Below are 13,831 nucleotides of genomic sequence, written 5' to 3'. Positions count from 1 at the left end.
AGGCCACGTGGTGGTCGCGAGGAGGCACTCCGGTGGCAGAGTTGATCAGTGAGCGCCGATCCTACGTAGCAGGAACCTGGGGCACGGGAAAAGACCTTGTCGCCGTGGAGAATCCGGCAGACGAGTCGCACCTCGTGGACGTAGTCGCCACCACGCCCGACGAGTTCGAGCGCGCGATTGTGGAGGCGCGCCGATCCTTCGACAGCGGTATCTGGGCGCACGCCCCGGCCGCTGAACGGGTGCGGGCGGTGACCGCGTTTCTCGACCATATCGAATCCGCGCGCGACGCACTGGTGGCGACAATGGTGGCCGAGGCCGGACAGCCGACGGCCTTCGCCGAACGCTCGCAGTTCCTCGGCGGACTGGGCATCGCCCGCGGCACGGTCGACCTGTACTGCTCGCTGCCGGAAGAGGAAGCCAATCCGGTGCCGGTGGACGAGGCGGTGCGGGGCCGGGTCGCGCTGAGTATCCGGCGGTACGAACCGGTCGGCGTCGTCGCGGCGATCACCCCGTACAACGCGGCGCTGATCATGGCGCTGCAGAAGGTGGTACCGGCGCTGCTGACCGGTAACTCCGTCATCTTGCGACCCAGCCCGCTGACCCCGGTATCGTCGCTGATCCTCGGGTCGGCGGCCGCAGCCGCCGGGCTGCCGCCCGGGGTGTTCAGTGTGGTCGTGGAAGCCGGTGCGGCCGGAGCTGAGTTGCTCACCGGCCATCCCGCGGTCGATATGGTGTCGTTCACCGGATCCACGGCGGTCGGTAAGCAGATCTTGGCCCAAGCGGCGCCGACGGTGAAGCAGGTGGCACTGGAGCTGGGTGGCAAATCGGCGCAGATATACCTCGACGACGCCCTCGGCAAGGTGGGAGCCGGTGCGGCGGCCGTGGTTGCCGGAACGGCCGGCCAAGCCTGTGTGGCGGCCACCCGGATGCTGGTCCCGCAGAACCGCAAGGCCGAGGTCCTGGAGCGGGTGTCGAAAGCCTATTCGGCGCTTGTTGTCGGCGCACCCACCGACCCTTCCGCCATGATCGGCCCGGTGATATCGGCCGCGGCCCGGGAACGCTGTGAGCGTTTCGTCGGTCTCGCGGTCGAGCACGGGGCAACGGTGGTGGAAGGCGGGGGCCGCCCGGCGGGCCTCGATCGCGGCTATTACGTCCGGCCGACGGTGCTCGATGTGCCGGACAATGCGAATCCGGCCGCACAAGAGGAGATCTTCGGGCCGATTCTCACGGTGCTGGGCTATCGCGATATCGACGAGGCCGTCGCCATCGCCAACGACAGCCGCTACGGGCTGTCCGCGCAGGTCTACGGAGCCGACCCGGCCGCCGCGACGGCCATCGCCCGCCGGTTGCGCACCGGCGCGGTCAACGTCAACACCGCGCTGTTCAGCGCCTACGCCCCCAGCGGCGGATACAAACAGAGCGGCCTCGGCCGCGAGCGCGGCCCGGACGGTATCCGCGCCTTCCAGGAAGTCAAACATCTGGCCATCGGTGAACTCCGGTGACATTCCTCGATCCGAAGGAGCACATCGTGTCTACTGAACCGAACCTCGACTGGTTGATCTCGGTCGACGACCATATCCTCGAGCCCGGCCACCTCTGGCTGGACCGCGTACCCCGGGCGGACCGGGACCGCGCGCCCCATATCGAAATCGACGACAACGGTATGGATGCCTGGGTATACGACGGTAAGCGGTTCCCCAGTTCCGGCCTGTCCGCGGTGGCGGGCAAGTCGAAAGAGGAATTCAGCCCCAAACCGCTGTCCTACAGTGAGATGCGGCCGGGCTGCTACGATCCCAAGGCCCGCATCGAAGATATGAATCGCGCGGGAATTCTTGCCTCCCTGTGTTTTCCGACCGTCCCCCGGTTCTGCGGTCAAATGTTCATGGAGGGCAGCGACCGTGAGTTCGGGTTGGTCTGCTTGAAGGCCTACAACGACTGGATCATCGAGGAATGGTGTGGCGCCGCGCCCGGCCGCTATATCCCCTTGGTACTGATCCCGCTGTGGGATCCGGCGCTGGCGGTCGCGGAGTTGGAGCGCTGCGCCGCCAAGGGAGCCACGACGTTCGCCTTCTCGGAAAACCCGGCACCGCTGGGACTTCCGACCATCCATGACGCGAACGGTTACTGGGATCCGGTGATGGCCGCGGCCAATGACCTGGAAATGGTCGTCTCGATGCATGTCGGTTCGTCCTCGACAGTCCCGCAGATCGCACCCGACTCCCCGTTCCTGGCCAACCTCGCCTGGGGTGCCACCCGGACCTCGGGTGCCATGCTGTCGTGGCTGTTCAGCGGCATGTTCCAGCGGTACCCGAAGCTGAAGATCGCGCTGTCCGAGGGGGAGATCGGCTGGATGCCGTACTTCCTCGAGCGGGCCGAACAGGTCCTGGACAAACAGCGCCACTGGGTGAAGAAGGGGATGAAATTCGGCGACCACGAAGTGAGCCGCAATGTCGACCTCGACACCCTCGATATCCGCGCCACCTTCCGCAACCATATCTTCGGCTGCTTCATCGAGGACACCCACGGAATCGCCAGCCTGGCCGAAATCGGCGAGGACAACATCATGTGCGAAACCGACTACCCGCACTCCGATTCGACCTGGCCGAACTGCATCGAGACAGCGAAGAAGATGGTCGCCGGCCTGACGCCGGAGGTCCAGTACAAGGTTCTGCGCGGAAACGCCGAGCGGCTCTATCGCTTCACGCCCGCCGAACCGCCGGTCGTCGCCGGAGTCTGAGATATGGCCGGATGGACTGTCGAGGTCGACCGCGCGGCGTGCCTGGGTTGCGGGGTGTGCGTGGCCTACGCGCCGGGAAGTTTCGAGCAGGACGATGAGGGCCAGGCGGTCTTCCTCGACCCACCGGCCGATCCGGAGCCGGATATCCGGATGGCCGTCGACGGCTGTCCGACCGGCGCGCTGCGGTTGTCCGCGGCTGCCGCGGACGACCGGGACCGGGCCGACTACGAGAAGAAAGCGTGAAACACGTGCTGCTGGAAGGTAAGAACGCGATCGTCACCGGTGCCGGATCGGGGGTCGGTGCCGCGTCGGCCCTGCGTTTCGCCGCGGAGGGCGCACGGGTGGTGTGCGCCGATATCCGGGTGGAACAGGCGAAGGAAACGGTGGCCCGGATCGAGGACGCCGGCGGGACGGGTATCGCCGTGGCCTGTGATGTCGCCCGCGAGCAGGAGATCACCGACCTGATCGCCACCGCGGTGGATCGGCTCGGACGCCTGGACATTCTCTTCAACAATGTCGGAGTCCCGACGCCGCGCCTGGGCGCCGTCCTCGAGGACCACTCTGCCGAGGATTTCCAGCGCCTGGTCGCGGTGAATGTGGGCAGCGTGTTCTTCGGCTGTAAACATGCGGTCCGGCAGTTCAAGCGGCAGACGGGCGGGGGAGTCATCCTCAACACGGGGTCGGTCGCCGGTCTGGTCGCCTGGGGCGGTGCCGTGTACGCGGCGACGAAAGGCGCGGTGCACCAGCTCACCCGGTCGGTGGCGATCGAGGGCGCGCCGTTCGGGATCCGCGCGAACGCGCTGTGCCCGGCGGGCATGCCGTATACGCAGTTCATGGCCACCGGCGGACTGGGCGACGATCCGGAGTCGGTCCAGCGGGCGGCGCGCAGCACCGCCGCCAATCATCCCCTGGGCCAACCGATCACCGCGGAGGACTGTGCCGAGGCCGCCGTATTCCTGGTATCCGATCGCGCCGCCAACATCACCGGGGTTCTGCTCCCGGTCGATGGCGGCTACGTGGCGAAATGAGTTGACATGACCCCGACGAGCCCGTTGGCGGCGCTGGACCGTGACCGGATCCGAGAACTGTTCGATCTGCGAAGCGCCTATCTGGTCCAGACCGGCGGTGACTTCGATGCCGACCCCTATCCCGTGTGGCACCGGCTGCGGGCGGAGGCCGAGGTCCATCCGGGTGTGGTGCACGAACTGACCGGTTATTCCCGGCCTGCGATGTTCGCCGGCCTGCCGGAACCGGACCGCCCGCACTTTTCCGCCTTCAGTTTCGCGGCCTGCGATACCGCCTACCGGAATCCGGAACTCTTCGCGTCGTCACCGGTGCCGGTGGACCCGAACGAAGGATTTCTGCAACCGCTCAACAGCATGCTCGCGATGGGTGGTTTCCAGCACCGCCGCTACCGGTCGCTGGTGCAGCCGTCGTTCATGCCGGCCAACGCGCAGTGGTGGATCCGCAACTGGATCGAGGATGTCGTGCACCATCTCGTCGACGGCTTCGCCGCCGAGGGACGGGCCGAACTCAATGTCGACTTCTGCGCCGCCATCCCTGTCCTGACCATCACCGGCAGCTTCGGTGTGCCGGTATCGCAGGCCCTGGAAATCCGCGAGGCTCTGGCAACCCGGCGTTTCGATGTCGTGGTCGACATGCTGCGCCCGGTGGTGGCCGATCGCCGCGACGAGCCGCGCGACGATCTCATCAGTGTGCTGGTCGAAGCGGAGTTGGCGGCCGAGGACGGAAGCCGGCACCGGCTCACCGATGCCGAAATCTATTCCTTCGCCGTGCTGCTGCTGACCGCCGGGTCCGGTACCACCTGGAAACAGATGGGCATAACCCTCACCGCGCTCCTGCAACGTCCCGAGGTCCTGCAGGCGGTGTCCGCGGACCGGGCGCTGCTCCGCCCGGCCATCGAAGAGGCCCTGCGGTGGCAGTCGACCGATCCGATGTTCGCGCGGTACGTGATGGAGGATACCGAGCTGCAGGGCGTCCACCTGCCGAAAGGTGCGGTTCTGCACCTGTGCGTGGCCGCCGCGAATCGGGATCCGGCGCGCTGGGACGACCCCGACGAGTACGACATCACCCGGCGCCTGCGGCCCTCGTTCGCGTTCGGCAGCGGCGCGCACGCCTGCCTCGGCATGCACGTCGCGCGCGCCGAGATGGCCACCGGAATCGGCGCCCTGCTCGACCGGCTGCCGAATCTGCGGCTCGACCCGGACGCCGAACCGCCCCGGTTCATCGGAATGTACGAGCGCGGCGCCACCGAAATACCGGTCCGCTTCGACTAGGGCCCGCCGAGAGCCCCGAGAAGGAACTGCCATGGAACAGCCCACCTACCGCAAGCCGGATATTTCGCTGCGCGGCGCCGAGCACGTACAGCGTTATCGGGAAACCGACGGACGCATCGGATACGAGTGGAACGGCGTTCCGATCCTGCTGTTGACCACCACCGGGCGCAAGACCGGTCAACCGCGGACCTCAGCGCTCATCTACGGAACGGACAGCGACGACTATCTCGTGGTCGCCTCCGCAGGGGGAGCCGACAGCCATCCGGCCTGGTACCTGAATCTCCAGGCCGAACCCGACGCCAGGATACAGGTCAAGGACGACCACATCCCGGTGATCGCCCATACCGCCGGACCCGGGGAACGTGACCGGCTCTGGCGGATCGTCACCGGCTATTGGCCGAATTACGACGCCTACAAGGCACGCACCAGCCGCACGATTCCGATCGTGGTGCTGCGGCCGTCCGGTCGGTGAAAAGTTGAGATGAAGGTGAGCAATGGAGCAAGCACCTGTCTTTCCCAAACGCGGCGATGTCGAGGCCACCGCCGAACGGCTACGCCCGTGGCTGGCGGATCGACTCGGAGTCGCTGACGTCGAGATCGATGATCTCGCCTACCCGCAAGGCGCCGGGGTATCCAACGAAACAATCCTGTTCCGGGCACGCGATGGCCGGACCGTGGACCATTTCGTGCTGCGGATCGCGCCGGGAGCCGAGCACCAGATGTTCTACGATCCCAGATTCCGGGTGCAATACGACATTGTCGTCGCGCTGCGCCGGCACGGGACGGTCCGCGTTCCGGATGTGCTGTGGCTGGAGGATGATCCGGCCGTGCTGGGCCGCCCGTTCTATCTCATGCGCAGAATGCGCGGCAATGTGCCGGTGAGTATGCCGGTATACAACTCCACCGGCTGGCTGGTGGACGCCACCCCCGCGCAACGACGAACACTGTGGACCGACGCCGTGCACCAATTGGCCGCGATCCACCGGGTGCCCACCGAGCTGGTGTCCTTCGTCGACCATCCGGAAGACGGAGCAACGGGCGACGAACAGCAGCTGACCTATTGGCGGCGTTTCGCGGCCTGGGCCCTGGAAGACGAAGTCCCGGAGACAATTCTGCAGCTGTTCGGGTGGCTGGACGACAACCGGCCCCGAGATCCCGTCGCGGGTCTGTCCTGGGGCGATGCCCGGATGGGCAACATCATGTTCGACGACAACTTCCGTGTGGTCGGCGTGATGGATTGGGAGCAGGTGTCGCTCGCGGGGCCGGTCGCCGATCTGGCGTGGTGGCTGATGTTCGACGAAGCGCACAGCCACGGTGTGGGTGTGCCCCGCCTGGCCGGCCTCGGCACCCGCGACGAAACGATCGCGCTGTGGGAAGAACTGACCGGACTGTCCAGCGGCGACCTGCCGTGGCACGAGTCGTTCGCGAGCCTCAAAGCCGGTTTGCTCAGTCTGCGCAGCCGCCGGATGCGGCACCAGTTGCCGAGCACCAAGCACGAACGGTTCTCGTTCCTGCGCCGGGCCTGCGAAATGACCGGAGTGGCCACAGAAAAGGAGCTCCTATGAGCGCGACGGCCGGCTCGGCACCCTTCGACGAGAAGGAGGTGCTGTCCCCCGGCTGGCTCGCCGGGATGCTGTCCACCCGCTATCCGGGAGCAGTCCCGATACGGGTCGAGGTGGTGGAGCGGATCGAGACAGTCGCTACCAAGCTTCGTTTCCGCCTCGAATACGCCGAGGACACCGACGCCCCGGGCGCCCTGTGCGCGAAGGGATACTTCGATCCCGCGCGGCGCCGGGCGACCCGCGCGGAAGCCGACTTCTACCGGCTCGTCGCCGACCAGCTACCGGTTCGCACCCCGCCCTGGCTGCATGCGGCCGTCGACGACGAATCCGGTCACCCGTTGATCGTGTTACACGACCTGGTGGCGCGCGGGGCCCGGTTTCTGGACCCTCTGGTCGGCTACACCGCCGAGGAAGCCGCGGCGACGCTGGACCAGCTGGCGGCGCTGCACGCCGCGACCCAGGACGGCAAGCATGCGGTGTGGCGGAAGCTGTTCCCGCCACGGTTGACCGGGTTGACCCGGGTGCTGGACCGCGAAACGCTGCAACGGCTGGTCGATGACGGCCGGGCAGCGGGAGTTCCGGCGCAGGTTCGCGACGCGGACCGTTTGACGGCAGCGATGCGGGCGATGGAGGCGTTGAGCGCCGAGCATCCGTCCTGCCTGATCCACGGTGACCTGCACGCGGGCAATATCTACCAGCTGGCAGACGGAAACCCGGGCCTGATCGATTGGCAGGTGGTCCAATTCGGCAACTGGGCGCAGGATGTCGGCTACCACTTGGCGACTGTGCTCGACCCGGACGAGCTCGCTCGCAACGAACGCCGTCTGGTAGCCCACTACCTCGACCGGCTGGCCGCGCACGGAGGAACGGCCCCCGATTGGGAACAAGCATGGTGGATGTACCGGGCGTACCTGCCCTACGGCCTGTTCCTGTGGTCCATCACCCGGGCCGTGGAGCGGCCGATCATCGAGCATCTGGCCGGCCGGTTGGCTCGGGCGGTAGCGCGGCACGACAGTCTCGACCTGCTCGACGTCTGATTTTCTGCCACTTCGGTCCGGAGTGCCGGGCGCACCACACATTCAACGATGAATAGCACCGAAACCGGTACCGGACGAAAGGGAGACAGCCGTGCCGCATTCGAAATTGGACCAGTTGCCTGCGGGCGGCGGTGGTCGCTGGCCCGCGTGCGGGGCGGGATTCCGCTCCGAACAGTGGGGAGATATGGAAATCGGCTACACCACAACAGTGGGCGCGCGTGATTGCACCGAGCTCTACAAAGTAGCCGGACTGCCCGGCGGAGTGTGCCAGTGCCCGCATTACGGATACATTTTCACCGGCACCATTCGTGCCACCTACCCGAACACCGATGTGCCGGACGAGGTCGCGACCGCGGGCGAGGCGTATTTCTTTCCGGCCGGTCACATTCTGATCTATGAAGAAACCACCGAGGCGCTCGAACTGAACCCGGCCTTCGCGCTCCAGCAGACGATGGACGCGATCGAGCGAGTCGCGAGCCGAATCCCACGATAACCGGATACCGCCCGGCGGGGCCGCCGGTCACCGTGATCGGTGGCCGGCGGTCGCATCGGACGCCTACCCTCGGTCGCATGCCACTCGTTGCCGGCGTCGACTCCTCCACGCAGTCCTGCAAGATCGTTGTTCGCGATGCCGAGACCGGGGCGTTGATCCGGCAGGGCCGCGCGGCGCATCCGCCGGGTACCGAAATCGACCCGGGCCATTGGTGGTCCGCATTCGAGCAGGCGGTGGCCGCGGCCGGTGGGCTCGACGATATCGACGCCCTGTCGGTCGGTGCGCAACAGCACGGCATGGTCTGCCTCGACGAGGACGGCCGGAGCGTCCGTCCCGCGCTGCTGTGGAACGACACCCGCTCGGCGGCGGCAGCCGAACAGCTGGTCGCCGAGCTGGGTGGTGCGCAGGCATGGGCGGATGCGGTCGGTGTCGTCCCGGTCGCGGCGATCACCGTGACGAAACTGCGCTGGCTGGCCGATCACGAACCCGCTTCGGCAGACCGGACGGCGGGCGTGTGCCTGCCACACGATTGGCTCACCTGGAAACTATCCGGCGCGGATGGGCTCGACACACTTGTCACCGATCGCGGTGACGCGAGTGGAACGGGCTATTACTCGACTGCGAGCGACAGTTACCGGCCCGATCTGCTCGAACTCGCCTTCGGTGCCCGCCGCCCGGTGCTACCGCGGGTTGCCGCGCCGAACGAGAGCACCGGTGTTGCCGAGATATTCGCGCCCGGTGCGATCCTCGGTGCCGGAACCGGCGACAATGCGGCCGCGGCACTGGCGCTGGACGCCCGCGACGGTGATGTGATCGTGTCGATCGGCACGTCCGGCGTCGTCTCGGCGGTGAGCTCTGCAGTCGTCGACGACGCGTCCGGGGAGGTCGCCGCGTTCGCCGATGCGACCGGGCGGCAGCTGCCACTGCTGTGCACGCTCAACGGCGCACCGGTGCTCGACGCGGTGGCCGGACTACTCGGCGTCGACCACGACCGCTTCGCCGAGCTCGCGCTGAACAGCACGAGTGACGGTCTGGTTCTCGTCCCCTATCTGAGCGGCGAGCGAACACCCAATCGGCCCGGGGCCGCCGGCGCACTGCACGGATTGCGTCTGACCAATACGACACCGGGGCATCTCGCGCGGGCCGCGGTCGAGGGCCTGCTGTGCGGACTCGCCGACGGTATCGATCGGCTCCGTGATCAGGGAGTACGGACCGAACGGGTACTGCTCGTCGGCGGTGGCGCGAGGTCGCGGGCCGTTCGTGCGCTCGCACCGGCGATTTTCGGAATGCCGGTAGCGGTGCCCGAACCCGGTGAATATGTCGCCGACGGCGCGGCCCGTCAGGCGGCGTGGGCGCTGTCGGGTACGACCGCACCGCCGGAGTGGCCGCGACCGGCCGCCGCCGAGTTCACCGCCGAACCGGCTCCGCATATCCGTGAACGGTACGCCGCCGTCCGCGATCTCACCGAGCACTGACAGCGCTCCCATCAAGAGCCACGGCGGACCTCACCGAGCATTCACAGCGTTCCCACCCAAGGGCCACGGCGGATCTGGGCCGGGGACTCAGCCGATCTCGGCACAAGGCGCAGCGACCTGGCCGAGGGTTCACGCCTCCTCGGCCAGCACCTCGACCGTCGCGCGCGCGCCGTGCTCGTGCAGTGATTGCAAGGCGGCCAGATACGCAGCGACGAACCTCGGCTCGTCGATGAGATCACCGAATACGGCGCGGTCGGTGAGAAAGGCCGTGGGTTCCGTACGCTGGGTTCGGGCGCGCGCCATCAGGCTGTCGCGGAGTGGATCGACAATATCTATCGGTCCGCCCTGTTCGTCCAGACCTTCGGCATAGCGCGCCCAACTGGCCACCACCGCTGCGGCGCAGCTGATATCACCGCCGGTCTGCAATTGGCTACGGACCACCGGCAGCAGCCATTTCGGAATCCGGTCGGACGAATCGGCGCAGAGACGGGCGAGGGTGTCCCGGATCGTCGGGTTGGCGAACCGTTCGATCAGTGTGCGTTTGTACTCGTCGAGATCGACACCGGGCACCGGGCGCAGGGTCGGTGTGGCCTCCGTGTTCATGTAGCGCAGCAGGAACCGTTCGAACATCGGATCCTGGGCTGCCTCGTGCACCAGCCGGTATCCGCTGAGATAACCGAAATAGCCCAGCGCCTGATGACTCGCGTTGAGCAAGCGCAGTTTCATCAGCTCGTACGGCGTGACATCGGCGACGGGCTGTACCCCGACCTTTTCGTAGGCGGGCCTGCCGAGAGTGAAGGTGTCCTCCAGTACCCATTGCGTGAACGGCTCGGTCACCACCGGCCAGTGGTCCTCGATCGCACAGCGTTGCGTCACCGCGGCGATCGTCTCGTCCGACGTGGCCGGCGTGATCCGGTCGACCATGGAATTCGGGAAGGCGCCGTGCCGGTCGATCCATTCCGCCAGCCCGGGATCGCGCAGCCGGGCGAAGGCGGTGAAGGTGGCGCGCGCGACGTGCCCGTTGCCCTCGATGTTGTCGCACGACATGATTGTGAACGGTGCGATTCCGCGGTCCCGGCGTCGCGCCAGTGCCTCGACCACGAGCCCGAAGGTCGTCGCGGGAACCGCGCCGGGCGCGAGGTCGGCGACGATCGCCGGATTGTGCGTATCGAATTCGCCGGTGGCCGCTGAGAAGTTGTAACCACCCTCGGTGATCGTCAGCGACACGATGCGGGTGCCCGCGTCGGCGAGCTTCTCGACAACGGCTTCGGGATCATTGGGCGCGTACAGGTATTCGACGATCGAACCGATCACCCGGGTCTCCCAGGTCCCGTCGGGACGGTTGACCGTCAGCGTGTACAGGCAGTCCTGTCCGCGCAGGACATCGCGCATCCGCTGATCGGACGGGAGCACACCGACACCGCAGATGCCCCATTCCCGGGCCTCGCCGAGTTCGAGCAGCCGGTCCAGATACATCGCCTGATGGGCGCGGTGGAATCCGCCGACGCCGAAATGCACGATTCCGGTCTCGATACCGGAGCGTTCATAGGTGGGGACGGAGACGACGCCGGCCAGGTCGCCGAGCGTGCCGGCCCGCAACCGCACCGGTTGGTCCCGCGCTGACTGTGCTTGCATCCTTGTCCTTCCGAAGCCCTCGGCTCCCTCGGAGAAAGCGCGGGACCCGTCCGATCCCTCCGCTCCGGGCGACGCAGGGGCTCAATTGTCCGGCGCTCCAACTGTTGTGCACGTCACATGACGATGTTACTTTGGATGAGCAATCGCTCATAGTCTGATCATCTGCTCACAGGGTAGCGACTCGCGGTACCCCTGCGCCGAGGGCCCTGCCCGGTCCGGCTGTCGACCGATCCGCTCACCGAGGAGTGCACGTGACCACCGAGCCGCCCCGTCCGGTCGCATCCGACGATGTCCGGCTGGCGCTCCGCGCGGCGACCCTCTACCACCTGGAGGGTGTGACCCAGGCCGAGATCGCCGCGAAACTCGGCGTGTCGCGCCCGACGGCGGGCCGGCTCATCGCCCGGGCCCGCGCCCAGGGTCTCGTCCGCATCGAGATCAGCGTCCCCGACGATCTGAGTGCGACCGTGCACACCGAACTCGAACGTGAACTCGAGCGGATCTTCGGGCTGACCGAAGCCCTTGTCGTCGGTTCCGTACCCGACGGAACGCCCTTCGGGTACCAGGCGCTCGGCCGGGCAGCGGTCGGAGTCCTCGCGCGCCGGTTGCACGAGCGCGACACCCTCGGCTTCACCTGGGGCCCGGAAACCGTCGCGATGGCACAGGCCCTCGGACCACGGTCCGCGCGCTGCGCCACCGTGGTCCAGCTGGACGGCTCGATGACGGCCACGGACTATCAAACAGGCGTCGATTTCACCCTCGGCACCTGCGCGCGGCTCCTGCAGGCCGACTCGTTACGGCTGCACGCGCCGCTCTACGCCGATGCGGCGACCGTCACCGCCCTGCACAAGGATTCGCTGATGAGCCGCGCGCTCGACGCGGGCCGCGATGCCGATGTGATGATCTTCGGTATCGGGCCGGTCTCGACGGCGACAACCCTGTTCGAGGGCAGCTTTCTCGATACGGCGATTCTGGACGAACTGCGCCGGCTCGGTGCCGTCGGTGAGGTGGGCGGGCGTTTCTACACGCGGGACGGCGCCGATGTCGAGAGTTCACTCACCGCCCGCACGGTGTCGGTTTCGCTGGACGCGGTCCGCGCCTGCCCGACCACGGTTCTGGTGTCCGGCGGCGAGTCCAAGCACGAGGCAATTCTCGGTGGACTCAACGCGGGCCTGGCCACCGTCGTGGTCACCGATGTCGACACCGCACGTTGGCTGGTCGAACAAGAGGAGGCAGCCGCCCGATGAGGATTCGCTCGAAATATCTCGCCGCCGTGCTCGCGATGGCGACAACCGTGGCTCTGTCCGGATGCGCCGGTGCCGGTTCGATCGGCGGGGGAGGCGCCGATGCGGTGACCATCGCGATCATCTCGAATTCGCAGATGCAGGACGCCATCGCCCTGTCCGATCGATTCGAACGCGAGAACCCCGGTATCGAACTGAAGTTCGTCTCACTGTCGGAGAACGAGGCCCGGGCCAAGATCACCGCCTCGGTCGCGACAGGTGGCGGTGAATTCGATGTCGTGATGATCAGTAACTACGAGACACCGCAGTGGGCCGAGAACGGCTGGCTCACCAATCTTTCCGATTACGCCGCACAGACACCGGGCTACGACGAAGAAGATTTCATCCCGTCCCTGCGCCGATCGCTGTCCTACGACGGGAGCATGTATTCGGTCCCGTTCTACGGCGAATCCTCGTTCCTCATGTATCGCAAGGATCTGTTTGCGCAGGCCGGGCTGGCCATGCCGGCCGAGCCCACCTGGGACGAGGTCGCCGGATTCGCCGCGCGGCTCGACGCACCCGGCGATGTCTCCGGTATCTGCCTGCGCGGCAAACCGGGCTGGGGTGAACTGCTCGCCCCGTTGAACACGGTGATCAACGCGTTCGGCGGACGCTGGTACGACGAGGACTGGAATGCGCAGCTGACCAGCCCGGAGACCACGCGGGCGGTGCAGTTCTACGTCGACCTGGTCCGCAGCCACGGTCAGTCCGGCGCCGCGACGAGCGGGTTCAGTGAATGCGCGACGCAGCTCGCCCAGGGGCGTACCGCCATGTGGTACGACTCCACGGCCGCGGTCTCGGTGCTGGAGGATCCGTCGTCGAGCAAGGTGGTCGGCGATATCGGCTATGTCCCCGCCCCCGCCGCGGCGAAATCCGATAACGGCTGGCTGTATTCGTGGTCGCTGGGGATTCCGAAGACCAGCGACAAGCCCGACGAAGCCTGGAAGTTCGTGGCGTGGATGACCGATAAGAAATACCTCCGGATGGTCGGCACCGAGCTCGGCTGGGAGCGGGTCCCGCCCGGTAGCCGGCTGTCCACCTATGAGATTCCCGAGTACGAAAAGGCCGCCGCGGCCTACGGTCCGCCGACCCTGTCGGCGATGGAGAAGGCCGATCCCGAGAAGCCGACCGTTCAGCCGGTCCCTTACACCGGCGTGCAGTTCTTGACGATTCCCGAGTTCCAGGATCTCGGTACCCGGGTCAGTCAGCAGATCAGCGCCGCGATCGCGGGGCGGATCAGCGTGGGTGAAGCGCTGGAACAGGCGCAGCAGTATGCCGAGGTCGTCGGCGAGACCTATCGGGAGGCGCAGTAGCC

General features: G+C 66.9%; 13 protein-coding genes. 12 read left to right on the top strand and 1 reads right to left on the bottom strand.

Features of this window, described 5'->3' with window-relative positions; translation table 11 throughout:
• The first annotated feature begins 32 nt into the window (after positions 1–32).
• The 10 genes from ACIA75_RS23640 (at position 33) to xylB (ending at position 9,601) form a co-directional block, all read left to right on the top strand.
• Positions 33–1,502, top strand: a complete 1,470-nt coding sequence (locus ACIA75_RS23640; protein WP_397107462.1) for an aldehyde dehydrogenase family protein — start codon at positions 33–35, stop codon at positions 1,500–1,502.
• A gap of 26 nt (positions 1,503–1,528) precedes the next feature.
• Positions 1,529–2,737, top strand: coding sequence for an amidohydrolase family protein (locus ACIA75_RS23635; RefSeq protein ID WP_397107460.1), 1,209 nt, complete (start codon positions 1,529–1,531; stop codon positions 2,735–2,737).
• A 3-nt stretch (positions 2,738–2,740) separates the two neighbouring features.
• The gene (locus ACIA75_RS23630; RefSeq protein ID WP_397107458.1) at positions 2,741–2,980 is read left to right on the top strand and encodes a ferredoxin; all 240 of its coding nucleotides are present in this window, start codon (positions 2,741–2,743) and stop codon (positions 2,978–2,980) included.
• 5 nt (positions 2,981–2,985) lie between these two features.
• Complete coding sequence (locus ACIA75_RS23625; protein ID WP_397108007.1) at positions 2,986–3,765, top strand: SDR family NAD(P)-dependent oxidoreductase; 780 nt, start codon at positions 2,986–2,988, stop codon at positions 3,763–3,765.
• Positions 3,766–3,771: 6 nt separating this feature from the next.
• Positions 3,772–5,034 carry a cytochrome P450 gene (locus tag ACIA75_RS23620; protein ID WP_397107456.1) on the top strand — a complete coding sequence of 421 codons (1,263 nt, stop codon included), beginning with the start codon at positions 3,772–3,774 and terminating at the stop codon, positions 5,032–5,034.
• Positions 5,035–5,065: 31 nt separating this feature from the next.
• Positions 5,066–5,506, top strand: a complete 441-nt coding sequence (locus ACIA75_RS23615) for a nitroreductase family deazaflavin-dependent oxidoreductase (RefSeq protein ID WP_397107454.1) — start codon at positions 5,066–5,068, stop codon at positions 5,504–5,506.
• 22 nt (positions 5,507–5,528) lie between these two features.
• Positions 5,529–6,599 carry a phosphotransferase family protein gene (locus ACIA75_RS23610; RefSeq protein WP_397107452.1) on the top strand — a complete coding sequence of 357 codons (1,071 nt, stop codon included), beginning with the start codon at positions 5,529–5,531 and terminating at the stop codon, positions 6,597–6,599.
• Positions 6,596–7,633: a phosphotransferase gene (locus ACIA75_RS23605; protein WP_397107450.1), complete on the top strand. Its 1,038-nt coding sequence runs from the start codon at positions 6,596–6,598 to the stop codon at positions 7,631–7,633. Before ACIA75_RS23610 ends, ACIA75_RS23605 begins: the two co-directional genes overlap by 4 nt.
• A 91-nt stretch (positions 7,634–7,724) precedes the next feature.
• On the top strand, positions 7,725–8,126 hold the full coding sequence (locus ACIA75_RS23600) for a hypothetical protein (protein WP_397107448.1): 402 nt from the start codon (positions 7,725–7,727) through the stop codon (positions 8,124–8,126).
• Positions 8,127–8,203: 77 nt separating this feature from the next.
• The gene (gene xylB / locus ACIA75_RS23595) at positions 8,204–9,601 is read left to right on the top strand and encodes a xylulokinase (protein WP_397107446.1); all 1,398 of its coding nucleotides are present in this window, start codon (positions 8,204–8,206) and stop codon (positions 9,599–9,601) included.
• A gap of 129 nt (positions 9,602–9,730) precedes the next feature.
• Here xylB and ACIA75_RS23590 read toward each other — a convergent pair whose 3' ends face one another.
• Positions 9,731–11,206, bottom strand: coding sequence for a mannitol dehydrogenase family protein (locus ACIA75_RS23590; protein WP_397108006.1), 1,476 nt, complete (start codon positions 11,204–11,206; stop codon positions 9,731–9,733).
• Positions 11,207–11,487: 281 nt separating this feature from the next.
• Here ACIA75_RS23590 and ACIA75_RS23585 point away from each other — a divergent pair, with 281 nt between their 5' ends.
• Complete coding sequence (locus ACIA75_RS23585; protein WP_397107444.1) at positions 11,488–12,480, top strand: sugar-binding transcriptional regulator; 993 nt, start codon at positions 11,488–11,490, stop codon at positions 12,478–12,480.
• Entirely contained in the window at positions 12,477–13,829 is a 1,353-nt protein-coding gene (locus ACIA75_RS23580) for an ABC transporter substrate-binding protein (RefSeq protein ID WP_397107442.1), read from the top strand. Before ACIA75_RS23585 ends, ACIA75_RS23580 begins: the two co-directional genes overlap by 4 nt.
• The last annotated feature ends 2 nt before the right edge of the window (positions 13,830–13,831 follow it).

This window comes from Nocardia sp. NPDC051750 (genome assembly GCF_044453135.1).
Lineage (GTDB): Bacteria > Actinomycetota > Actinomycetes > Mycobacteriales > Mycobacteriaceae > Nocardia.
The sequence above is the reverse complement of the archived record's forward strand: the minus strand, read 5'-3'. Positions and strand labels throughout refer to the sequence as shown.